The 23,487-nt window shown below is 65.2% G+C and carries 14 protein-coding genes and 1 tRNA gene; 6 read left to right on the forward strand and 9 right to left on the reverse strand.

Annotation, left to right across the window (positions count from 1 at the left end; genetic code table 11):
* The first annotated feature begins 207 nt into the window (after positions 1 to 207).
* The 4 genes from gltB to THITHI_RS0109510 all read left to right on the forward strand — a co-directional run bounded on the left by gltB (position 208) and on the right by THITHI_RS0109510 (position 8,629).
* Positions 208 to 4,677, forward strand: a complete 4,470-nt coding sequence (gltB, locus tag THITHI_RS0109495; RefSeq protein WP_018232855.1) for a glutamate synthase large subunit — start codon at positions 208 to 210, stop codon at positions 4,675 to 4,677.
* Positions 4,678 to 4,765: 88 nt separating this feature from the next.
* The gene (gene dnaG, locus THITHI_RS0109500) at positions 4,766 to 6,544 is read left to right on the forward strand and encodes a DNA primase (protein ID WP_018232856.1); all 1,779 of its coding nucleotides are present in this window, start codon (positions 4,766 to 4,768) and stop codon (positions 6,542 to 6,544) included.
* Between the two features lie 26 nt (positions 6,545 to 6,570).
* A complete protein-coding gene (gene rpoD / locus THITHI_RS0109505) occupies positions 6,571 to 8,472 on the forward strand; it encodes an RNA polymerase sigma factor RpoD (RefSeq protein ID WP_269646179.1) in 1,902 nt (633 codons plus the stop codon).
* Between the two features lie 80 nt (positions 8,473 to 8,552).
* Positions 8,553 to 8,629, forward strand: a tRNA-Ile gene (locus tag THITHI_RS0109510).
* Positions 8,630 to 9,058: 429 nt separating this feature from the next.
* On the opposite strand, the gene THITHI_RS0109515 is transcribed toward THITHI_RS0109510, so the two are convergent.
* The gene (locus tag THITHI_RS0109515; protein ID WP_026186220.1) at positions 9,059 to 9,781 is read right to left on the reverse strand and encodes a hypothetical protein; all 723 of its coding nucleotides are present in this window, start codon (positions 9,779 to 9,781) and stop codon (positions 9,059 to 9,061) included.
* 363 nt (positions 9,782 to 10,144) lie between these two features.
* Here THITHI_RS0109515 and THITHI_RS18795 point away from each other — a divergent pair, with 363 nt between their 5' ends.
* On the forward strand, positions 10,145 to 10,867 hold the full coding sequence (locus THITHI_RS18795) for a response regulator transcription factor (protein ID WP_018232859.1): 723 nt from the start codon (positions 10,145 to 10,147) through the stop codon (positions 10,865 to 10,867).
* Between the two features lie 32 nt (positions 10,868 to 10,899).
* Here the strand turns inward: THITHI_RS18795 and THITHI_RS0109525 are convergent, their stop codons facing one another.
* The 6 genes from THITHI_RS0109525 to THITHI_RS0109555 form a co-directional block, all read right to left on the reverse strand.
* The gene (locus THITHI_RS0109525; RefSeq protein ID WP_018232860.1) at positions 10,900 to 12,123 is read right to left on the reverse strand and encodes a S1C family serine protease; all 1,224 of its coding nucleotides are present in this window, start codon (positions 12,121 to 12,123) and stop codon (positions 10,900 to 10,902) included.
* Positions 12,124 to 12,366: 243 nt separating this feature from the next.
* The gene (locus THITHI_RS18800) at positions 12,367 to 14,592 is read right to left on the reverse strand and encodes an OmcA/MtrC family decaheme c-type cytochrome (protein WP_198005598.1); all 2,226 of its coding nucleotides are present in this window, start codon (positions 14,590 to 14,592) and stop codon (positions 12,367 to 12,369) included.
* Positions 14,593 to 14,708: 116 nt separating this feature from the next.
* The gene (locus THITHI_RS0109540) at positions 14,709 to 16,694 is read right to left on the reverse strand and encodes an MtrB/PioB family decaheme-associated outer membrane protein (protein ID WP_026186222.1); all 1,986 of its coding nucleotides are present in this window, start codon (positions 16,692 to 16,694) and stop codon (positions 14,709 to 14,711) included.
* A 24-nt stretch (positions 16,695 to 16,718) separates the two neighbouring features.
* A complete protein-coding gene (locus THITHI_RS0109545; RefSeq protein ID WP_083908696.1) occupies positions 16,719 to 17,648 on the reverse strand; it encodes a DmsE family decaheme c-type cytochrome in 930 nt (309 codons plus the stop codon).
* Between the two features lie 44 nt (positions 17,649 to 17,692).
* A complete protein-coding gene (locus THITHI_RS0109550) occupies positions 17,693 to 18,706 on the reverse strand; it encodes an ethylbenzene dehydrogenase-related protein (RefSeq protein WP_018232864.1) in 1,014 nt (337 codons plus the stop codon).
* Between the two features lie 53 nt (positions 18,707 to 18,759).
* Entirely contained in the window at positions 18,760 to 19,365 is a 606-nt protein-coding gene (locus tag THITHI_RS0109555; protein ID WP_018232865.1) for a NapC/NirT family cytochrome c, read from the reverse strand.
* A gap of 359 nt (positions 19,366 to 19,724) precedes the next feature.
* Here THITHI_RS0109555 and THITHI_RS18805 point away from each other — a divergent pair, with 359 nt between their 5' ends.
* Entirely contained in the window at positions 19,725 to 20,159 is a 435-nt protein-coding gene (locus THITHI_RS18805; RefSeq protein WP_033336932.1) for a hypothetical protein, read from the forward strand.
* 80 nt (positions 20,160 to 20,239) lie between these two features.
* On the opposite strand, the gene THITHI_RS0109565 is transcribed toward THITHI_RS18805, so the two are convergent.
* On the reverse strand, positions 20,240 to 21,988 hold the full coding sequence (locus THITHI_RS0109565; RefSeq protein WP_018232868.1) for a sensor histidine kinase: 1,749 nt from the start codon (positions 21,986 to 21,988) through the stop codon (positions 20,240 to 20,242).
* 55 nt (positions 21,989 to 22,043) lie between these two features.
* Entirely contained in the window at positions 22,044 to 23,429 is a 1,386-nt protein-coding gene (locus THITHI_RS0109570) for a sigma-54-dependent transcriptional regulator (protein WP_033336933.1), read from the reverse strand.
* Positions 23,430 to 23,487: the final 58 nt, after the last annotated feature.

The raw sequence follows: 23,487 nt of genomic DNA on the forward strand, positions 1-23,487 counted from the left end.
GGTGGGGGTGATTTCACCCCTCCCGCCTAACACCTATCGCCTCACGTCTCCCTTACCACTAACCCCTCACCCCCAAGAGCCATTTGAACGGGTCTCCCAAGCCCACTATACTGTCGATCCTTTTGGCCGTGACTTTTTCCCGGCCCCCCGACTGTCATCGGTGGCCTGGTGCCTCGCCCCGGGCCACGCGCCTGGGAGACACCATCAGTGACACACAAGAGCGCACCCCCCGGCGGCCTGTACCGCCCCGAGTTCGAGCGTGACAACTGTGGCTTCGGCCTCATCGCGCACATGGACGGCAAGGCCAGTCACTGGGTCGTCAACACCGCCATCAACGCCCTGGCCCGGCTCACCCATCGGGGCGCCATCGCCGCGGACGGCAAGACCGGCGACGGCTGCGGCCTGCTCATGAAGAAGCCCGACGCCTTCCTACGGCGCATCGCCGGCGAGGCGGGCATCGATCTGACCGGGGTCTATGCCGCCGGTATCGTGTTCCTGAACACCGATACGGCCATGGCCGACACGGCACGGGAGACCCTCAACCGCAATCTGGAAGCCGAAGGCCTCACCGTGGCCGGGTGGCGGGCGGTGCCCACCGATCAGTCGGCCTGCGGCGCCGAAGCGCTCAAGACTTTGCCGGTCATCGAGCAGGTATTCGTCAACGCCGGCGGCGACCAGGACGAGGCCGCCTTCGAGCGCGCCCTGTTCATCGCCCGGCGGCGCACCGAGGTGGCGCTGTCCGATGATCCGGTGTTCTATGTGCCGAGCCTGTCCGCCCACGTGATCTCCTACAAGGGTCTGGTGATGCCGGAGAACCTGCCGGTGTTCTACAGGGATCTGAACGATCCGGGTCTGGAGACGTCCATCTGCGTCTTCCACCAGCGCTTCTCCACCAACACGTGGCCCCAGTGGCGGCTGGCCCAGCCGTTTCGTTTCCTGGCGCACAACGGGGAGATCAACACCGTACGCGGCAACCGGAACTGGGCGCTCGCCCGCGCCCACAAGTTTTCCTCGCCCGACCTGCCCAGGCTCTCCGAGCTCCAGCCCCTGGTAAACATGGAGGGCTCGGATTCCGAAAGCCTGGACAACATGCTCGAGGTGCTGCTGGCAGGGGGCGTGGACCTGTTCCGCGCCATGCGCCTGCTGATTCCGCCGGCCTGGCAGAACGTCACCCACATGGATCCGGACCTGCGGGCCTTCTACGAATACAACTCCATGCACATGGAGCCCTGGGACGGCCCGGCGGGTATCGTGCTCACCGACGGGCGATACGCGGCCTGCACCCTGGACCGCAACGGCCTGCGCCCGGCCCGTTACGTGATCACCGACGACCGGCACATCACCCTGGCCTCCGAGATCGGGGTCTACGACTACGACCCGGCCAGCGTGGTGGCCAAGGGCCGTCTCAAGCCCGGGCAGATGCTGGCGGTGGACACCACCACCGGTGAACTGCTGCTGCCCGAGGAGATCGACCGCATCAACCGCGAACGCCAGCCCTACCGCCAGTGGCTGCGCACCCACGCGGATCACCTCAAGGCGCGGCTGGCGGACCGCACGCTGATGCGCGCCCCCATGGGCAGTGTCCGCCTGGACGTCTACGAAAAGCTCTTTGGCGTGACCTTCGAGGAGCGCGACCAGGTGCTGCGGGTGCTGGCCGAGGCCGGCCAGGAGGCGGTGGGCTCCATGGGCGACGACGCCCCCATGCCGGTGCTCTCGCGCCGGCATGAACGGTCCCTGTTCGATTACTTCCGCCAGCAGTTCGCCCAGGTCACCAACCCGCCCATCGACCCGCTGCGCGAACGGATCGTCATGTCGCTGGAGACCTGCCTGGGGCGCGAACGCAACCTGTTCCAGGAAACCCCTGAACACGCCATCCGGCTGCTGATGGACTCGCCGGTGCTCTCGGAGGAGAAGTTCCGCCAGTTGAGCAGCCTGGAGGGTGACGAGTACCGCAGCACGGTCCTGGATCTCAACTACGATCCCGCCGCGGGCCTGGAGTCCGCCATCCGCGCGATCACGGACCAGGCGGCGGAGGCGGTGCGCAACGGCACGGTCATCGTGATCCTGAGCGACAGGAACGTGCGCGAGGATCGGCTGCCCATGCATGCCCTGCTGGCCACTGGCGCGGTGCACCACCGGCTGATCCGTGAGGGCCTGCGCTGCGACGCCAACATCGTGGTGGAGACCGGCACCGCCCGCGATCCGCATCATTTCGCGGTGCTCATCGGCTATGGCGCCACGGCCATCTTCCCGTACCTGGCCTACGAATCCCTGCAGGGCATGGTGGATACCCGGGAGATCCCCGAGGCGAACGTGGACGTGCTGGCCCAGAACTACCGCAAGGGCATCAACAAGGGCCTGTTCAAGATCATCTCCAAGATGGGCATTTCCACCATCGCGTCCTACCGCGGCGCCCAACTCTTCGAGATCGTGGGCCTGGACGACAGCGTGGTGGAACTGTGCTTCAAGGACAGCGTCAGCCGCATCCGGGGAACACGCTTTGAGCATCTCGAAGTCGACCAGAAGCAACTGTCCGCCGAGGCCTGGAACCGCCGCAAGCTGCTGCGCCAGGGCGGGCTGCTCAAGTACATCCATGGCGGCGAGTACCACGCCTACAACCCGGACGTGATCCAGACGCTGCACAAGGCCGTGCAGACCGGCGACTACGAGGCCTACAAGGAGTACGCGCGCCTGGTGAACGAACGCCCGGTCACGGTCCTGCGCGACATCTTCAGGCTCCGCGCCGAGGGCAAGTCCATCGACCTGGATGACGTGGAACCCGTCGAGCGGATCCTGCCGCGCTTCGATTCCGCCGGCATGAGTCTCGGCGCCCTGTCGCCCGAGGCCCACGAGGCCCTGGCCATTGCCATGAACCGCCTTGGCGGGCGCTCCAACTCCGGCGAAGGCGGCGAGGACGCGTCACGGTTCGGCAACGAGCGCATGTCCAAGATCAAGCAGGTGGCCTCCGGCCGCTTCGGCGTGACCCCCCATTACCTGGTCAACGCCGAGGTGCTGCAGATCAAGGTGGCCCAGGGCGCCAAGCCCGGCGAGGGCGGCCAGCTGCCCGGCCACAAGGTGAATAAGATGATCGCCGAGCTGCGCTATTCGAGCCCCGGCGTGGCGCTCATCTCGCCGCCGCCCCACCACGACATCTACTCCATCGAGGACTTGGCGCAGCTGATCTTCGACCTCAAGCAGGTCAACCCCAGGGCGCTGGTGTCCGTGAAGCTGGTCTCCGAGGCCGGGGTCGGCACCGTGGCGGCGGGTGTGGCCAAGGCCTATGCGGACCTGATCACCATCTCCGGCTACGACGGCGGCACGGGCGCGAGCCCGCTCACCTCGGTGAAGTACGCCGGCACGCCGTGGGAGCTGGGTCTCTCTGAGGCCCACGTGACGCTGCGCGCCAACGACCTGCGCGACAAGGTGCGCCTGCAGACCGACGGCGGCCTGAAGACCGGCCTGGACGTGGTCAAGGCGGCGATCCTGGGTGCCGAGAGCTTCGGCTTCGGCACCGGACCCATGGTGGCGCTCGGCTGCAAGTACCTGCGCATCTGCCACCTGAACAACTGCGCCACCGGCGTGGCCACCCAGGACAACGTGCTGCGCATGAACCACTTTATCGGCCTGCCCGAGATGGTCATGCACTACTTCCAGTTTGTCGCGCGCGAGACGCGGGAATGGATGGCGGCGCTCGGCGTGAAGTCGCTGACCGACCTGATCGGCCGCGTTGACCTGCTGGAGCGCCTGCCCGGGGAAACCGGCAAGCAGCGCAACCTGGATCTGGACCCGATACTCTCGGACGGCGGTGTCCCCGCGGACAAGCCGCGCTTCTGCGTGGAACCCCACAATGCCCCCTTTGACAAGGGCGAACTGGCCGAGCAGATGGTGGCCGACATGCTGAGCGCCATCGAAAGCAGGGCCGGCGGCGAGTTCAGCTACGAGATCCGCAACACCCAGCGCTCCATCGGCGCCCGGGTGTCCGGCGAGATCGCGCTCCGGCACGGCAATTACGGCATGGCCGACGCCCCCCTCACCGCACGGTTCAGGGGCACGGCGGGCCAGAGCTTCGGGGTGTGGAACGCCGGCGGCCTGCACATGATTCTGGAAGGCGATGCCAATGACTACGTGGGCAAGGGCATGGCCGCCGGCAAGCTGGTCATCCGCCCGCCCCGGGAAAGCACGTTCAGGAGCCAGGAGACCACAATCATCGGCAACACCTGCCTCTACGGCGCCACCGGCGGCAAGCTGTTCGCGGCAGGGACCGCCGGCGAGCGCTTCGGCGTGCGCAATTCCGGCGCCATAGCCGTGGTGGAGGGCGTGGGTGATCACGGCTGCGAGTACATGACCGGCGGCGTGGTCGTGGTGCTCGGCCCCACGGGCGTGAACTTCGGCGCCGGCATGACCGGCGGCTTCGCCTTCGTGCTGGATCAGGACAACGGCTTCGTGGACCGCATGAACAACGAGCTGATCGACATGCACCGGCTGGATACCGAGTACATGGAGGCGCACCGGAACTACCTGGAAGACATGCTGCGCGAGTACGTGGCCGAGACCGAAAGCGACTGGGGCCGGGAGATCCTGGAGGAGTTCGACACCTACCTGCACCACTTCTGGCTGGTCAAGCCCAAGGCCTCCGAACTGCGCAGCCTGATTGCAAACTTAAGGGCCGCCGCATAGCGGCAGCAGAGACAAGGGGCAAGATACAAGAGACAAGTGGGTTTATCCTTCTTGTATCCTGCCTCTTGGATCTTGTCTCTGCGCCTTCATGATCCCGCAGCATTTCATCGATGAACTCCTCGCCCGCACGGATATCGTGGAGGTCATCAACGCCCGCGTCACCCTGAAGAAACAGGGGCGTGAATACGCCGCCTGCTGCCCGTTCCATGGGGAAAAGACCCCCTCCTTCTTCGTCACCCCCGCCAAGCAGTTCTACCACTGCTTCGGCTGCGGCGCCCACGGCACCGCCATCACCTTCCTCATGGAACACGACAACCTCTCCTTCCCGGAAGCCGTCGAGGAACTGGCGCGTCTGGCGGGCATGGAGGTGCCCCGAGAACACGGAGCCGGGGAGCGGACCGAGGACCACCGCCCCCTGTATGACGCCCTGGAGGCCGCGGCGGAACACTATGCCAGGGCCCTGCGCACCAGCCCCGAGGCGGTGGACTACCTCAAGGGGCGCGGGCTCTCCGGCGAGATCGCCCGGGACTTCCGGCTGGGCTACGCACCCGACGCCTGGGATGGCCTGCTCTCGGTGCTCACGCCCCGGTTCGAGGAAAAACTGCTGATCGAGGCGGGGCTCGCCATCCGCAAGGAAGGCGGCCAGACCTACGACCGCTTCCGGGCCCGCATCATGTTCCCCATCCGGGACACCCGGAGTCGGGTCATCGGCTTCGGTGGGCGCATCCTGGGCCAGGGAGAGCCCAAGTACCTGAACTCCCCCGAGACCCCCGTGTTCCACAAGGGTCAGCAACTCTACGGCCTGTACGAGGCCCGCCGGACCAACACACGGCTCGACCGGTTACTGGTGGTGGAAGGCTACATGGACGTGATCGCCCTGGCCCAGCACGGCATCACCCACGCAGTGGCCACCCTCGGCACGGCCACCACCCGGGAACACCTGGAGCGGCTGTTCCGGGCCGTACCGAGGCTGGTGTTCTGCTTCGACGGCGATGCGGCGGGGCGCAAGGCGGCCTGGCGGGCCCTGGAACAGGCCCTGCCGGTGATGCGTGACGGGCGCGAGGCGGCCTTCCTGTTCCTGCCGGAGGGGGAGGACCCGGACAGCCTGGTGCGCAGTGCGGGTGCGGACGGTTTCGCGGCCCTGGAGAGAGACGCCCAGGCACTGACCGATGCGTTCCTGGAAGGCCTGCGGGAACGCTTCGACGACACCACCCGGGAGGGCCGGGCACGGCTGGGGACCGAGGCCGCCCGACTGCTCAGGGAGATGCCCGAAGGGCTGCTCAAGACCCAGCTTGTCAACGACCTGGCGCGCCTGTGCGGGCTCTCGCCGGAACAGTTTTCCGCCCGCACCGCCCCATCCGGCAGGCCAGACGTCCCGCCTTCCGGCTACCGTTCATCCGCCCCGAAAGAACGTCCATCGCCCCGGCGGCTTGACATCACCCCGGTTCGCCTGGCCCTGTCCCTTCTGCTCGCGGAACCCCCGCTGGCCGGGCAGGTCAATGACTGGGCTTTCCTGCGCGGGAGCCCGATTCCGGGGGCGGAGCTGCTTGCCCAGGTCATTGAAACCCTGAAAAACACCCCCAATTTGACCACAGCGGCCCTTCTGGAACGCTGGCGGGCCAGCGATGAGGGCCGCTTTCTACTAAAATTGGCGCAATGGCGGCCACCCCGGGGAGATGATGCCGCACCCGCCCGCATGCTGAATGACGCCATCAGCCGACTCCGCGGCATGCACGATGAGCAGCGCGCGACGGCCCTACTTGAAAAGGCGGCCCGCGAATCCTTGAGCGACGCGGAGAAGCAAGAACTGAAGCGCCTTCTGGCCGCCCGGAACGGGGCGGACGGGGGCGGTGAATCTGGAAGTTAGGGAGCCTCAGGGCTATAATAGGCGGTTTGGCTTCGGCCACGTCTCATGTTTCGGGTAAATCGAAGATGGATCACGCAGAACAGCAGTCACGTCTGAAAGAGCTCATTGCCAAGGGCAAGGAACAGGGCTTCCTGACCTATGCCGAGGTCAATGACCACCTTCCGGACACCATTGTCGATCCGGAGCAGATCGAAGACATCATCGCCATGATCAACGACATGGGGATCACGGTGCATGAGCAGGCCCCGGACAGCGACACGCTGATCCTCTCCGACAGCACCGTCTCCACCGATGAGGACGCCGCCGAGGAAGCGGCCGCCGCGCTCGCCTCCGTGGACAGCGAGTTCGGCCGCACCACCGACCCCGTGCGCATGTACATGCGCGAGATGGGCACCGTGGAACTGCTCACCCGCGAGGGCGAGATCAAGATCGCCAAGCGCATCGAGGACGGTCTGGCCCAGGTGCTGTTCGCCCTCGCCCATTACCCCCAGTCCATCGCCACGCTGCTGGCCGAGTATGACAAGATCGAGGCCGGTGAGATGAAGCTCACCGACCTGGTGGTCAATTTCATTGATCCCAACGCCGACGACGAGCCCCCCGTGGCGGCGCCGTCCGCCCCTGCGCCCGCCGCCGAGGCAGTGGAGGCGGACGACGACAGCGATGACGACGGCGATGACAGCGACGATGACGACGAGGACGACGACGAGCCGGTGGATACCGGCCCGGATCCCGAAGAGGCCCGGGAGCGTTTCACCCGCCTGCGCAAGATGTACCAGCAGGCCATGGGCTTTGCCGCCAAAAAGCACACCGCCAAGTACCGCAAGGCCCGCGAGGAGATGGCCGGCTACTTCATGGAGTTCAAGCTGCTGCCGCGCTTCGTGGATCAGTTGACCGCCGATCTGCACGGGATGGTGGAACGCATCCGCATCCAGGAGCGCGCGGTGATGGACATCTGCGTCAACCGGTGCCATATGCCGCGCAAGGACTTCATCAAGGCCTTCCCGGAGAACGAGACAAACCTGAAGTGGCTCGACACGCAGGTCAAGGCCAAGACCAAGTACGCGAAGTCACTGGCCGAGCACAAGGACGAGATCCTGCGCAACCAGAAGAAGCTGGTGGCCATCGAGGAGGAATCCAGCCTCACCATCGGCGAGATCAAGGACATCAACCGCCGCATGTCCATCGGCGAGGCCAAGGCGCGCCGGGCCAAGAAGGAGATGGTGGAGGCCAACCTGCGCCTGGTGATCTCGATTGCCAAGAAGTACACCAACCGCGGCCTGCAGTTCCTGGACCTGATCCAGGAGGGCAACATCGGCCTGATGAAGGCGGTGGACAAGTTCGAGTACCGGCGCGGCTACAAGTTCTCGACCTATGCGACCTGGTGGATCCGCCAGGCCATCACCCGCTCCATCGCGGACCAGGCCCGCACCATCCGCATCCCGGTGCACATGATCGAGACCATCAACAAGCTCAACCGCATCAGCCGGCAGATGCTCCAGGAGATGGGCCGCGAGGCCACGCCCGAGGAGCTGTCCGAGCGCATGGAAATGCCCGAGGACAAGGTGCGCAAGGTGCTCAAGATCGCCAAGGAGCCCATCTCCATGGAGACGCCCATCGGCGACGACGAGGACTCCCACCTGGGCGACTTCATCGAGGACATCAACGTCATGTCCCCTGTCGACGCCGCCACCCGTGAGGGGCTGTCCGAAGCCACCCACGACGTCCTCGCCAGCCTCACCCCCCGCGAGGCCAAGGTCCTGCGCATGCGCTTCGGCATCGACATGAACACCGACCACACCCTGGAAGAGGTGGGCAAACAGTTCGACGTCACCCGCGAACGCATCCGCCAGATAGAGGCCAAGGCCCTGCGCAAGCTGCGCCACCCCAGCCGCTCCGAGATGCTCAGAAGCTTCCTCGACCTGGAGTAAACGGTCTCAAGTACCACACGGCCGGTCTCGGACAGGAAGTTCCTTGAGACTTGCCACTTGAGACTTGCCACTGCTTTTAAGGGCCTGTAGCTCAGTTGGTTAGAGCAGGGGACTCATAATCCCTTGGTCCTCGGTTCGAGTCCGAGCGGGCCCACCATAAAATCATGAAGTTACGCTCCGTCCTCCAAGAAAATGCAACTCATGTTGACGGCTTGTAGTCACAATGATTCCAAGCTTAAGTACGGGGGTCAGGGAAGGGGTCAAGTCTAGTATTGTATAGTAATCCGCAGGAGAGGGAGTCGGGCATTGGAGTTCGAGGGGACGATTCAAGGAGCTGGGGCAACCAGCACACCTCCCCGGAACGGCCACCCTGCACGGGAACGACGGCGGTCACGGGCGGCGCGGCCGGCATCGATCTTGCGGACAAGAAACGAGGCGCCCCGCGTTCTGCCCGGTCCTTCATCATGGACCCCGGTCCGGGCGGTGGCGATCAGACAGGCCGGAACTTTCAGGTGCGCCCAAGAAAACAGCCCCGGCGGTAACCGGGGCTGCGTCCTGAGGGGAAAAGAAGCCTTCCGAAACAGCCTTAGCGACCGTTCCCCCTACCTTTGCCCGCACCCTGACTCTGAATCTCTTCCGTCCTGCATGACACGTAGTAGTCGTCCACGTCCATCTCGATAGTGGCCAGGTCATAGCCGACACCCGGCCACAGGTCGCCGTCACCGCCCTTCGGGCCATACTTCTCTTCCTTGGCGTGGTGATGGGCGATCTGGCTGATGATGCAACCACGCACGCCGCCTGAGGCCGTGTTGCGATAGTTCGGCGTATCGTTGATGTACTCGTTGGCGAGCGCGGGCGGCGCCTTCCATTCCGCCGAGATCGTGCCGACGGCCGAAGTCACCTCGGCCGTATCACAATAGTCGTCGTTACCCCGCTCGCCCGTTACCACCACGACGTAGTCGCCGGGCGCGTCGATATCCACGTTGAAGTTGACGGTGGCATTCACGTTATCCGGCGGGTCATTGATCACCAGAACAGAGCTGACGGGCTGGCCATCGAAGGTCACGGTGATGGGCGCCAGCGAGTTGAAATTGAACCCGGATCCGCTCGCCTCAAGGGTGGCCGACAACGCCACATCCGTTGCCGGGAAGGCGTCCACGTACACGGGATTCGGATTGATGGCCGTAATGGTCAGGTTGCCGGTATCACAATCACCATACGCAACACCCGCCCCGCCCAGTGCAAACGCACCGGCCAGGAACGCGGCCCCGGCACGCCGCCGGCATGCATCACGCAAATCGTTTCTCATCGGAATTCTCCCACCAAGAGGTATCGAACAGCAGGACGCCTTTGGTCCGGTTGGATCCGCCCGACCGGACCAGGCACTGCCGAGGCCGATGGCCGCCGCCCGCTCGGTATCACGGGACAGGCCCTTCAACCGACCGCGCCGGCACCGGCGCTTTCATCGGGCGGGAACACCGGCCGACGCCCGGGCAACCACCGGCCCGGAACGGGCCTACCGCACCATGAGATATAAGTCTAGGGAGCCGGCAGGATCAGGTCATGAGCGCCACGAACCGTTTTTCCGGGTAGCGGTCAGGGGGAATCTGGTATATAAAATGGTACTTGTGTCACAAAATTGAACCGCCACAGTCATGATCAAGAGGCTGACGTGAGCTCACTGGAACGACCGGAACCCCAACCCATTCGGGTCCTGCTGGTCTGCGATCTTGCGATTGTGGCGTGGGGCCTGGAGCGGCTCGTGGGTGAACGGGAGTCGGGCCTTGCCCTGGCGGGGAGCGCTGCAACGCCTACCGACGCCCGGAGTCTCCTGGACACGCAGGCGCCGGACGTGGTCCTGATCGACGTGGACGGCGATCACGGCCCGGACACGGTCGGCGAACTGGCAGCGGGCCATCGTGCCAAGGTGCTGGCCCTCACAGGTGCCCGGGACGCCGCCACCCACGAAGACATGATGCTCGCGGGCGCAAGCGGGGTGGTTCACAAGTCAGACGCGGTCGCCACCCTGCTCAAGGCGATCCATCGTGTCCACGAAGGCGAGCTCTGGGCGAATCGCGCGGCCATCGGCCGGGTATTTGACCGGCTTTCCCGCAGAAAGGCCGTGCCGGCAGCCGGTCCCGAGCAACTGAAGATCGCGCAACTGACCCGCAAGGAGCGCCAGGTTGTGGCGGAGATCGCCCGGGATGCCTCGACCACCAGCGAAGAAATCGCCGAGCGGCTGCATATCAGCAGGCACACCCTGCGCAATCACCTCACCACCATCTACGGCAAGCTGGAAGTCTCCGGTCGCCTGGCACTGTTCGTCTACGCCCACCGGCACGGGCTCGCGGAGGCGGAACCCGCGCCCCCGGGAGGGCATCGCAGGGCCGGCTGACGCCGGATTTCCTGTACAGCAACCCCGGTCGTTCAATCCGCGGGTAACACCACGCTCAAGGTCACCTCCACCTCGCGCTCGGCACCGTCGCGCCAGACCCGGAGCGTGACGACGTCTCCCTCGTCATGTTCGAGTACCACGCGCTGAACATCCATCGCACGGGCGACCTGTTTACCCTCGATGGCGGTGATGATGTCCATGCCGACGGGAAACGGCCGCCCGTCGATCACCACAGCCTGCGCGGGCCCGCGAATGCCTGCCTGATCCGCCGGACCGCCCTCCGACACGCCTGTGACCACCACACCCCGGGTGGGAAAGCCGAGTTCCTCGCGGAGCGCCGGCGGATAGTCGGCCACGCGCAGGCCCACCTCCAGCCCCAGCCTCGGGCGCTGCGGCAACTGGGCCGCCGCGGCGGCGAATCCGCTCAGACCCCCGGCCCGCAGCTCCGGCAGTGCCCCCCGCAGCAGATTGGCCGGCACCGCGAGACCGATGCCCGCGAAGGTCCCGCCCGGCGAGAGGATCGCGTTGTTGATGCCGATCACCTCTCCCGCGGAGTCCAGAAGCGGTCCGCCGGAGTTGCCCGGGTTGATGGCTGCGTCCGTCTGGATGTACGGGATCTCGATACCGATCAGACCGGGCCGTTCGCGTTCCACGGCCGAGATGATGCCCACCGTCACCGTTGAATGCAGTCCGAACGGGTTACCGATGGCAATGGCCTTCTGCCCGACCTGCACCCGGTCGGAATCGGACAGCCGGATCGGGCCCGGCGCGGGGGACGCCTCCGGGCTCACCAGTTCCAGCAGGGCGAGGTCGAAGTCCGGGTTCGCCCCTAGCACACGGACCGGGTGCTCCTGTTCCGGGGTGCCGAGGTACGAGACCGTCAGCGTCGCTCCCTGCGCCAGGTCCAGGCCGGGATCGGACGGGTCTTCCAGGGCGTGGGCCACCACATGGAAGTTGGTGATGATGCGCCCGTCCTCATCAACGACGAAGCCGCTTCCACCCACCATCCGCGAACCATCCCGGTCGGCATCGACGCGCTGCCCCGGCGCTCTCATGTGCACCGCGACGACACTGGGGCCGACCCGCCGGACGACCTCCACCGTGTTGCGTTCGTACTGGAGCTTCAGGCGGGCATGGCCATCCGCTCCGGCACCGCCGGCCGCGCCCCAGGTGAGCAGCACGAAAACCAGGCCCGACACCATCCGTCGCACCCCCGGGGAAACGGCGGCTGTGCGATCCGATTCACTGCTTCTCATGGCTCCCTCCGGTGGTGACGGCAAGCACGGAAGCACCCGCCCCGGGCCGCCCGGCCTGCGCCTGAAAGGTCTGGACTGCACCCGGAAGTATAGGAGGACTGGCAACAGGTTTCGTGGCGCCCGTGACCGGCCCCGCGCAGGCGAATGCCCAGGCTGAAAAGACTGCGGCCGACCCCCGAAAGGGGTCGGCCGCCAATGCGTGCGGGGTTTGGGTACCCCGCCTTGCGAAGAAACTCCCTTCGATCAGTTCCGCAGGCCGTGGACCGTCCTGACATCGGCCACACGTCCCGGTCCATGGCAGGTCGAGCAGGTTTCAAAGCTCGACGCGTCGATGGTCGGCTGATTCCAGGGATTGCCTGATACGCCGCCGTTCTGCGTCATGTGCATCTGCGCACCGGTGCTGTCGTGGCAGGAGGAACAGGCTGCCATGGTGGCGCTGACCTTCCAGTGCGTGTTGACATTGGAGGAGCCCCCGATCGAATCCACCGTTGTACCGCGGGGTTCAAGCTCCCGTGCAAGCGGATAGTAGGTGTCACCGTCATGGCACTGGGTGCAATTGGCGATGTTTCCCGGGAAGCTGCTGCCACTGTCCCAGTGGGACCAACTTCCAAAGCCGGTGATCCATAGGTCGTCTCCGCGGAAGCCGGCCGCGGTGCTGTGGAGACCGTGGATCATGGCCATGAAGTTGGTCGCCTGCTCCCTCTGACCGTCCGGGTGAGGCAGGTCAATATACGGCCTGGGGTTAAGTTCCCGACGGTCGATATCGGTACTGTTGTTGTTGTGGCAGAGGATGCACTGCTGGACGTCGTTGTGCCGGTTTCCGCCATGCTTGTTGAAGACACCGACGCGGTCCTCGTGGCAGGTGGTGCAGTTGGCAACGCTCACCACTTGCCGGCGCGGCTGGCCGCCCACAACCTGGATGGCATTGGATGCCACAAGAGCCGAGAAGTCCGCGCTGTTGACATTGCCCCCGAGTGTCACATACACCGTGCCTGTAATCCCCTTTCCGGCAAGATCAATGGTGCTGGTATACGTTCCGCCGGACTGGCTCGCCGAGTTCTGGGCATTGCTCTGTTCGACTGGAGCCCCAGGGCGAGCCTGATCCGGATCAGAGTGCGTGAAGTCGGTATCGAACGCTCCAACACGGATCGCCGCGGAGAGCACCCAGCCGTCTTCCTGATGGACGACGCGGCTGCCGTCGTACTCAACGCCCCACTGCACCGTCAGCTGATTGCCGACACGTTCGGCACTGTCGATCACGTAACGCAGGTTGCCGTCCCTCGCGAACTGCCGCGCCGCGTCCTGATGGGCCTCCACCAGGGTTTCGCTGCTGGCAAAGGGCGGTGGGGTATCCGGGGTGTGGCAACCCGCACAGGAGGCGTTGTCCCGCGGGCCTGCCGCGTGACCGGCGCCCGTGGCGAAGTTCACATTGTCGTGGCAGGAACTGCAGGCCTCGATGGTGGGCTTCGTAAACGCCCGGGCGGCACCCGACCCCGCCTGTACACTGTCATGACAGGACACGCAGGTGGCGATGTCGCGCGGGAAGGCGACACCGGTCCAGCGGGGACGCAGGAACTGCTGCGTGCCGGCCAGCCCGCCGCCGCTGTGAATCTCGTGGCCGAGGTAGGCCAGGTCGACGGCGTTGGGACTGTCGGTGAAGCTGCTGAAATTGAACTGGTTGTGGCAATTGGAACAGGTTTCCGTACCGATACGGTTACTACCGTGAGCGGACAGGTTGTCGTGGCAGCTGTTGCAGGAAGCCGTCGCCACGGCGCGCTTGGTCTCGCCCCGCCCCGCATCCATGTAATCGTAGGCCGCCTCCCAGTTGCTGCCGGGCCTCAGCAGCACCACGAAGCGCCGCATGTCGATCTGCGATGCAGGCACCCAGTCGTCGGCGGTCACGGGTTCAACGCCGTTCAGATACTCGGCGGGGACCTCGTTCACATTAACCGGATAGGTGTAGCGGTAGGCGTTGCCGCCCAGGGATTCCCACAAGCCTTCGGCATGATTGCCCCGCACCTGATCCGCCTGCAGGCGCGCATGCGGGCCCGTGCGCGGCCCCCCGGCCACCGTGGTCAGGTAACTTTGCCAGGTCTGGTAGTCGTCCTTCCTCACCAGCCTGGCCACCGTGAACTCCACGTCGCCGGGTGAGGGCTCGAACGTCACGCCGAAACCGGAGGCCAGCTGCGCGGTCACCTGGAACTCGACAACCGGCCTGCTGTTGCGGATGTAGGCGTCCGTGATCGTGACCGAGGGCAGCACATTCGCCGGCGGCACCGGCGCACCCACCGGAGGCGCGGGCGCGCCCGGTTCACCCGGAGGCCCCGTGCGCCCGTCGCTGCCCAGGCAGCCGGTCAGGCCGACAAGGCTGACGCCGAGGACCATGATCAGCACCACGCGCCACCATGAACCGCGGCCACCGCCAGCGGCGCCATCGACGTGCATATCCCGTGTACGCTTGTTAATCATGGGTCCAGTCCCCTTCTCTCTCTGCAATTTGATCATGATCCCGCTCCGACGCCTCATGGGTGATGCGGCTCACCGCCATCACCGTGTCTTGCTGCTGGGCTTCCGTCACCACATCCTCAGAACCTGAACACGCCGGACACGAGGAAGAGTTGCGCGTTGTAATCCCGCTTGTCGGGATTCGCGGTGACCACGTTCTCACCGAGCGCCCAGTCCTGCTCGGTGAAGCGCTGATACGCATAGCGGGCACGAATGGACATGTCCCGCTCCTTGTTGTAGAGCTCGCCGTGGAGGCTCAATTCGATGAAGTTGCTCTCCAGGGCGGGATGATTCGCCGGCATGCCGTTGTCAAAGTCCATGCGGCCCCGCGAGCTCACCTGTACGAACTCGAAACCGAGATCCAGCCTGTCCGGACGGTAGGCCCACTGGGCGCCGAAACCGCCCGTCGCGATCACCACGTCCTGTTCGGCCGTCCAGGTCTCCCCCGCGAGATCGATCTGCCTGCGGTCCCAGCCCCCGAAGGCATACAGGCTGAGACGTTCCACGGGCACCCAGGTGACCTCACCGTGTGCCGAGAACCAGTCGGCAGCGGTGCGCCCGTAATCGGACCGCGTGTAATCGTCGTCCGTGTACTGCGCGCGGCCGGAGAAGGACACATCGGGCAGGGCCGACGGCGTATACGTGGCAAAGAGCCCGACCTGGTAGCGGTCACGGTCGGCGATGTCATAGTTGCGCAGCCCCTCCGGCACCGGGTTGCGGCGGGTCTCGTCATAGGTGGTGCCGTCCTGCTCGGAGTAGGCAAGGCGGGCTCCGCCGCTGAGACCCGGGGCGAGCGTGGTGTTAAGCTGTGTATGCACCGTGGTCTCGTTGGTCTTGCGGCGGTCCCCGAAGTCACGATCCCGTTCGTCGCGCTCCACGCCCGCGCTCAGGCGCGTGCGCGACGCCAGGCGATAGTCGCCATCCACCGAGTAATGCGTGCGCGTGTAGCTCAACGGCATCGTCTCTCGGCCTGCCACCTCGTAGACGCCGGTAGTGTTGTCTCGGTCGTCATAACGGAATGCCGCCCGCAACCGCGCACGGTCGCTCAACCGGTGGGCGCCGCGCAGGTTCAGGGCGGTGGTCGCGATCTCCCCGTCGAGGTTCGTGACCGCAACGCCGTCACGGGTCACCGAGGTCCCCGAGGCGGGGAAACGGTCGTCCTGAAGCATCCGCCCCAGGTGCAGATCACCGGAAATGCGGGTGCCCTCCGCCACCGTATACCCGCCGGTGAAGCTCAGGCGATGGAAGGTGTTCTCCGGCTCCAGGCCGAATGTCTCTCCATCCACGAACATCGTCGAACCCTTGTCCTGAGCGAACCTGGACAGGTGGTAGCCGACCCCGCCCTGAAACCGATATCCCATGTAGTTGACGTTCAGGTTGTAGCGGTCGGTGTGGTAATCCACCAGTTCGGGCGCAATGGAACCGGCACCTGCCCCGAACCGGGTCTCGAAGCCCCTGAGGCGTGTTCCGTCACGGGTCTCCCGGTTGACGTCGCTGCTGATCCGCCAGCGGCTTTCCGGCATCAGGTAGGCGCCGCCGAGGGCGAAGCTCTGCCGCTCCTGCTCGATATCGAAATCCCGCGGTGTATCGCTGGTCAACTCACGGGTACCCGCGCCGCTGTGCCTGATGTGCACATCCCGCCATTGGTAGTGAGGCATCTGGCGGAACTCGAAAAAGGTGGAGTACAGCCCCTGGCGGCCGTGATCAAGGCGCAGGGAACGCGAATCCAGGCCCAGGTTGCGGCCCCGCAGCCGCCAGTAGTTCATCTCTTCCGCGTCGTAGCTCGGCCGCGCATGCAGATCCACATGGAGGTCAAGGAACAGGCCCTCGTCCGTCAGACCGTCGAAGCGCCCGAACATGAACGAGTCCGTGGAGATATACCCTACCCCCGCCTGCACTTCATGACCCGCCTCGGTCAGACGCTCCCATGCGACCTCGTCACGCTCGACCGCTTCTCCAAGTTCAAACATGTCGAACTGCGCAACCGCGCCCATCGGAATCATGAACCCGGCGGATGCGAGCATGCCCAGTACGGGACGTCCTGAAATGCCTCTTGCGGTCTTCATTCGTCTGCCCTCGATCACCGCTGTTCAGCGCCTGAAATTGAAGCCCTGGGGATGGTTGGAACCGTGAACCTGCGAGTGGCAGTTCAGGCAACCCCGGCCGGCGGCGAAGCCCGAACTCAGGCGGTCCCCGTCATACATCCGGGCGGCGTGGTCGCCGAAGACCTGATCCAGATGGCACTGCTGGCACAGTTGCGGTGCCCGGACCTCCAGCAGCCCGCGGTGCACGGAGCCGTGGGGCTGGTGGCACGTGGTGCAGTCCTCGCGCACCGGCAGGTGCTCCCAGAGGAACGGCCCCCGCTTGCCCGCATGACAGGAATAGCAGGTTTCATTGAGCGTCGGCTGGTTGAGATCCGCCGCGATGCCACCGGTGCCGTGGGGTTGGTGGCAGTCCGTGCACCCCATCAGACCGTCGCGCACCGGATGGCGGGACGGACGGCGCAGCTCATGATCCTGCTGCTTGTGGCAGTCGGCACAGACCTGCGGCTGGGTCACGCGATCGAGCACGTTATCGTGCACCGTGTGGATCTTGTGGCAGGACACGCAGGCCAGACCCGCGAACTCGTGGTTGCTGGCCACCCAGTGGAGCATGTGCGGATCCCCCTGATGACAGCTCAGGCACACCTCGTTCTGCATCTCCACCGGCGACTTGTTGCGGCCAAAGACCACTGGCGGCGGAATGCGTTTCTGCCCTTCGGCGGGCGGCCGCAGATGCTCGTCCGCAACGCCGTGGCAGGCCTCGCAGCCATCGCTTCCGAATGGTATGCGCGGGTCCGCATCCGCCGCGTGCGGTGTCTGGAGGATGGACAGCACCGGGTATGCCTCGGTCTCGTCGTGACACCGTGTGCACGTCTCCATCTCCCGGGCGAAAAGCCCTTCCGACAGGAGGAGCACCACGAGCACCAGTGCGAGACCCAGGAGACCCATCTGACCTGCCGTTGATCGAGGTGACGACATGATTCCTTCCCCTGCCTGAATGGATCTGCCCGAGATTCCGGTGGTTACTGCTGTCTGGCAATGAAGGACGCTTCACCGCCATCCAGTGCCAGGGTGTATTCAAGGGATACATGGTGGAAACGGTGATCCGTGTAGTTGTTGTGCACCGCGAATCCGATGTTGTAGTTCTTGCCGGGTTCGAGGTCCTTGTGCTGACCGTCACCCGCCTTGAGCGGCCGGCTGAGCACCACGGTCCATGTCCCGTCCGCGTACTCGGCCTCGGCGGAGACATTCTGCGCCTCGCGCTCATGGCGCTCCTCCAGGATGTAGCCTTCCACGGCCCGGGGCCCATTGTCGTGCCGCAAGCGCGCCTGCCAGTACTCCAGGAACATGCCCTTGCCGAAGAGATCCTGGATCTCCGCATCGGGCTTGTAGTTCTCGCCACCGCCGCTGCGCGTCGCGCCTGTGCGCGAGGCGAACAGGTACTTGGTAAGATCGGCGTCAGACGGGTCACTGGCCATGCCCATGGCATCGTCGTGACAGGCACCCCAGCAACCTGCCCGGGTCGCCTCGCGCACGGTGCCGTCATCCAGCATGACGGTCACACGGGCGGCGTAGTCCGGGTCCATCTTCTCGCCGTCATACACGGCCTCGTGCCATTGCAGGCGGAAAAAAAGGCGGTCGCCGTCGTGGGCGGTCTGCACGTCCAGATCGATGGTGCCGGGCTTACCGGCGGCGGCCATCGGCTTCGGCTCGAGGTGTGCGCCGCGCCCTTCCGCCGCGACGATGAGATCGCCGATGTCGCGCTGCTCGCCATCGTGGCAGTACATGCAGTTCCTGCCTTCACGGAAGCGCTGGGCCCCGCTGTGATCCGTCTGGGTCATCACCCATTCGAACGAGGCCTGGCCCGGCGAGAACAGCACGATGGTCTCGCTGTCCACGGCCCCCCAGTTGACAGCCATTGCCGGTGCAGCCGCCAGGGCGAGACCGGCCGCCACCAGGGCACCGATGGTCCCGGGAAGAAACCTCGCATGATGTCCCTGAGGGTGGTTGCTGTCATTGCTCGGATTGATGGTCATGACTCGACTCCTTGGTGTTTCATTCGTTAGCCGTCGATGCCGGGGGAATGGCATCAGAAGGTGAAATCGACCTCACCCTCGTCCTGTTCCTCCTGGGGCATCTTGGGCATCTGGTGGGCAATGCCCTGATGACAGTCGATGCAGGTCTCGTTGGCCTCGATGGCCTCCGCGTGCTGGCGCTGGGCGCGCAACGGCTGGGCCTCCAGGTCCATCGCGTCCCATTCATGGCAGTTGCGGCACTCGCGCGAATCCGTGCGCTGCATGGAGTCCCACACGCGCTCCGCGAGCAACAGCCGGCGGGCCTCGAACTTCTCGGGTGTGTTGATCGTGCCGCGCAGCTTGTGCCACACCTCCGCGCTCGCAACGATCTTGCGCCGCACCTTGTGCACCCAGGGGTCCGGCACATGACAGTCCGAACAGGTGGCGCGCACGCCGCTGTCGTTGGCGTAATGCACGGTTTCCTTGTACTCCTCGTACACGTAATCACGCATCTCGTGACACGAGGTGCAGAAGGCCATGGTATTGGTGGCCTCCATGGCCGTATTGAAACCGCCCCACAGGAGGATGCCCGCCAGGATGCCGCCGATGACCAGCGTGCCGGAGGCATAACGGGCACTTGGACGGCGCATGGCGTTCCAGAATCGTTTCAGGAATTTCAAGACACCCTCTCCTTGTTATCCTTGTGGCGCCGGGCACCACCCTGTGGACGTGCCTGATGCCCGCAATCTGCCCGGGCTCTTCAGGTCTTGCTCTACCTGCAAGCAATGACCTTGCCAGTTACGGGTAAAATAATGATCCGCGCGAAATCAGCAACTTACCAACGGCACACGGTGAGATCTTCCAGATCTATCAGCCGAGTGCGCAGTTCCTGACCAGTATCGGTCGATGGCTGCGCAGATCTTCACCGCAGGAACGCGGGATCGCCCAGGGACCATTCTTGCCTTGACCACCGGGCTTGATATAGTTCGGGCGACACTTTCAACCCACGGCAGGGAGATCGATATGGAGCGGCACAGTCATGGCCCGGCGTAGAAAGAACCCCGCCAGGATCCCCCGGTGGGTCCGCTGGACACTCACCATGGGGGTACTGGCAGGGTCTGCGCTGCTGATCCTCGGCCTGCTTCCGCGCGGCGGACTCAGTACCGATCTTTCACGCATCGGTCAGGGCCAGCCGCTCGGGGTCGTGACCTACGAAACCGCGCATCCGGCCAGCATGGCGCTGATGGATGTCGTCAACGATTTTCGTGCCGAGACCCGTCTGGACATCGATTTCGTCGTGGCGCACCTGGGGTCACCGGACGGTGACCGGTTTGCACGCCGCTACGGCGCCTCGTCTCCCGGGCTGCTGATCTTTTTCACCGGGGAAGGCGAGCGGTATGCCGTATTGCGCGTGCCGGAAACCACGGCGGAGATTCGCGAAGTCGCGGAGCGGATCGCCCAACCGCACCACTGAACCCACGACCGGCATGATTACGGGTAACCGCGGCACGTCGGCAGCGTCGACGGCCGCAACAGAAGGAAGAACCCGGCGGCTCAGCCCGCCGCCGGGACCAGCGGTGACCCCCGGGGCGCTGCTGTGGCGGCCGAGGCGACCTGCGGCGGCCACCGGACCGTGAAAACCGTACCACCGCCCTCCCGGGGCGCGTGGTCGATGGATCCGCCCACCTGCATGATGTGGCGATACACCAGCGCCAGGCCCAGCCCCGTACCGCCTTCCCGGCCCGTCACGAACGGCTCGAACAACCGGTCCCTGATGTGGGGCGCGACACCGGGGCCGTTGTCGGAAACCACCAGTTCGGTGGCGCCGTCGGGCGCCACGCTGGCTTCGACCCAGACCCGGCCCTCCGGGGGGACCACCTGGATCGCGTTGCGAACCAGATTCGCCACCACCATACGGAAGCCCCCGGGCGGTATCTCCACCGGCATGTCGGCCGTGCTGACGCTCAGCGTGATGCCCTCCTCCTGCGCCATGTTGCAGAACTTGCCGTAGCAGTCCTTCAGGGCCTCGCGCAGGGAGAGCACGGTGACCTCCTGCTCATCGCCCCGAACGAAGTCCATGAAGTCGTTGACCAGTTGGTCGATGCGATTGATCGACCGCAGCATCACGCGCCTGTCCTCATCCGGCAGATCGGCCGCCTGGCACAGCAGCTTGATGGGCGCAATGTCATTCTTGATCTCGTGGCTGAGCTCGGAGGACATCTCACCGAGAGTGGACAGCGCACGAAGCTTTGCCACCCTCTCCTTCAGACGCTGGTATTCGGTGAGATCGGTGATGGTGACGACCGTCATGTCGTCGGAACGACGAAACGAGATCAACGCGGGGAACCGGTACTTGCAGATGACCAGCGGGGCTTCCAGCGTGCCCGAGTCCTTTTCCTCCAGTTGGCGGGCCAGTTCGATATGATCCGATCCGGCGCAGAGTTCCCTGATGTGCTGATCCCGGCAACCCCCGCACTCCCGAAGCGCCTCGACCTTTCTGTTGACATGACGGATAAAGCCTTGCGAGTCGATCAGCAGGACATACTCCTGCACGCTGTTGAGGATCCACTCGGAGAGGCGCAACTGATCAAAGGCCTGGATCAGCTCGTGCTCAAGCATGTCAAGCTCATCCCCGCGCACCGACGGATCCCCCCGCCCCCCGCCGGGAGAGCCGCCCGAACCGGCGAAGTGAAGGGCCATGCCCGGATGCGCACCGGCGCGCCCCAGTATTCGCAACAGGCGACTGCGCCACAGCAATGCAACGGCGACCCCCAACAGGCACGCCAGCAGGGCAAACGCCCCCGTCACAACGACGATGGCGCTTCGGACGGGGGCGAAACTGGCGGACATGGCCTCGTGGTTCCAGACCAGCACCAGCTCGCCGATCATCCCCCGCAGGCCCATGATGGGGATGTACTCGGCAGATACATTGGGCGGAGGGCTGTAGGGCGCATACACGCCATAGACGGCGGGATCGGAGTGGGCAAGGAGATTGCCGTATTCGTCCAGCACCGCGGCGCTGGTGATGTAATCAGGGCCGGCGAGGGACCGGGCCAGCCTGAACAGCTGCCAGTAGTCGTGCGTGGCCACGCTGGACGCCACAAGACCGTGGTCATGCTCCAGCAGTGAAGCGACGACGGCCTGGGTGCGTTCCTCGATCAGGCCGTGCGCGTACTGATAGAGCCAGATGGTCAGGGGGATGGTGACCATCAGCACCACCAGCAGGAATGTTGCGGCCAGGCGTACCCCGATGCCCGAGAACGGATTTCGGTGAAGCCGGCCGGTCTGTAGCTCTGCGGACATTGGCGCTGCCATCCCCTCCACCCCGCGGAAAGTGCATCCCGCAGGCGAGCCGCCGTCAGGCGCCCGATGATTCCTTGATGTCCGACAGGAGGCCGAACTCGCGTAATCTCGCCCGCAGTGTATTGCGGGAGATATCCATGACCTCCGCCACGCGGCTCTTGTTGCCGTTGTAGCGATCCAGGGCCAGCGTCAGCACCTCTTCCTCGAAACGGGACATGAGTTCACGCAGACGGCCCTGGGCAATCGCGGATTCGATGATGGCATGCAACATATCATCGGCATTGCCGGCCTCCACGGACGGCTGTTCGGGCTTGAGATCCAGCCGCTCCAGGAGCCCGGTCTTCTGCTTCGCGGCCGTCCGATACACCGTGTTCTTGAGCTCCCGGACATTGCCGGGCCAGGCGTGGGCCCGGGCCTGCTCCAATGCCTGTTCGGTGACGCCTTCGATCTGCAGGTCGAGTTCCCGGTTGACCGCGGCAACGAATCCCTTGATCAGGGACTCGATATCCTGGCTTCGCTCACGAAGCGGCGGGATGCTGATGGGGATCTGTGCCAGACGGTAATAGAGGTCGCGGCGGAACCGTGACTGCTCCACCAGTTCCTCCAGGTCCTGATTGGTGGCCGTGACCAGGCGCACATCCACGTGGCGCGGTGTCGATTCCCCCAGGCGATGAAATGTCCTGTCCTCGAGGAATCTCAGCACCTTGGCCTGGCAGCTGAGGGGCATGTCGCCGATCTCATCCAGAAACAGGGTGCCGCCGGCCGCGCTTTCCACCCGCCCGGGCGTGCTGCGCACGGCACCGGTAAAGGCCCCCGCCGCATAGCCGAACAGCTCCGCCTCCAGCAGCGTTTCCGGCATGGCCGTGCTGTTCAGGGCCACGAACGGTCCGTCGGCCCGCGCGGAGTGCGCATGGATGATATGCGCGGCCACATCCTTGCCGACACCGGTCTCGCCGGTAAGCAGGACGCTGAGATCGTTGGTGGCCGCCAGTCCCAGGGACTTGAATACCTCGACCATGCACGGCGCCGGGCCCTGCACCGTCATCTCCGGTATCGCCGCGGCGGGCGCCGGGGCCTGCGCGGCCTTCTTCTCAAGGGCCTGGGCCACGGCCTTGACAAGCTGTTCGGAACCGATCGGTTTGCGCAGGATCTCCACCGCGCCGTACTTGGATGCCGAGACGATGTTGTCGGGTGAGGCGTAGGCCGACAGGATGATCACGGGGATGCCGTTGCCTTCGGCCCGCAGGCGCTCCAGCAGGTCGATGCCGGATTCTTCCTCGAGGCGGATGTCGAGAATGGCGGCATCCGCCTGGTCGACCACCGAGAGCGCATCCCGGCCATTGGACGCCGCCAGTACGTCCAGCCCCTGGCTCTCGAGGACCCGCCGGACCGCGTAGATGATCTCGTCGTGATCGTCTACGATCAGAACCCGTCCTTTCATGGCGACCTCCCTCGTGTCCTGCGTTCCCATCCGGACCGGCGGGGGCCTGTTCATGGCC

This window comes from Thioalkalivibrio thiocyanodenitrificans ARhD 1, assembly GCF_000378965.1.
GTDB classification, from domain to species: Bacteria; Pseudomonadota; Gammaproteobacteria; order Ectothiorhodospirales; family Ectothiorhodospiraceae; genus Thioalkalivibrio_A; species Thioalkalivibrio_A thiocyanodenitrificans.

Bases quoted from the DNA above. Each gene is read 5' to 3' on its own strand.
- THITHI_RS0109570 (WP_033336933.1), bottom strand. From the start codon at position 23,429: ATGAAAGGACGGGTTCTGATCGTAGACGATCACGACGAGATCATCTAC.
- THITHI_RS18800 (WP_198005598.1), bottom strand. From the start codon at position 14,592: ATGATTAACAAGCGTACACGGGATATGCACGTCGATGGCGCCGCTGGC.
- THITHI_RS0109525 (WP_018232860.1), bottom strand. From the start codon at position 12,123: ATGAGAAGCAGTGAATCGGATCGCACAGCCGCCGTTTCCCCGGGGGTG.
- THITHI_RS0109515 (WP_026186220.1), bottom strand. From the start codon at position 9,781: ATGAGAAACGATTTGCGTGATGCATGCCGGCGGCGTGCCGGGGCCGCG.
- THITHI_RS0109540 (WP_026186222.1), bottom strand. From the start codon at position 16,694: ATGAAGACCGCAAGAGGCATTTCAGGACGTCCCGTACTGGGCATGCTC.
- THITHI_RS0109545 (WP_083908696.1), bottom strand. From the start codon at position 17,648: ATGTCGTCACCTCGATCAACGGCAGGTCAGATGGGTCTCCTGGGTCTC.
- THITHI_RS18805 (WP_033336932.1), top strand. From the start codon at position 19,725: ATGGCCCGGCGTAGAAAGAACCCCGCCAGGATCCCCCGGTGGGTCCGC.
- THITHI_RS0109565 (WP_018232868.1), bottom strand. From the start codon at position 21,988: ATGTCCGCAGAGCTACAGACCGGCCGGCTTCACCGAAATCCGTTCTCG.
- THITHI_RS0109550 (WP_018232864.1), bottom strand. From the start codon at position 18,706: ATGACCATCAATCCGAGCAATGACAGCAACCACCCTCAGGGACATCAT.
- dnaG (WP_018232856.1), top strand. From the start codon at position 4,766: ATGATCCCGCAGCATTTCATCGATGAACTCCTCGCCCGCACGGATATC.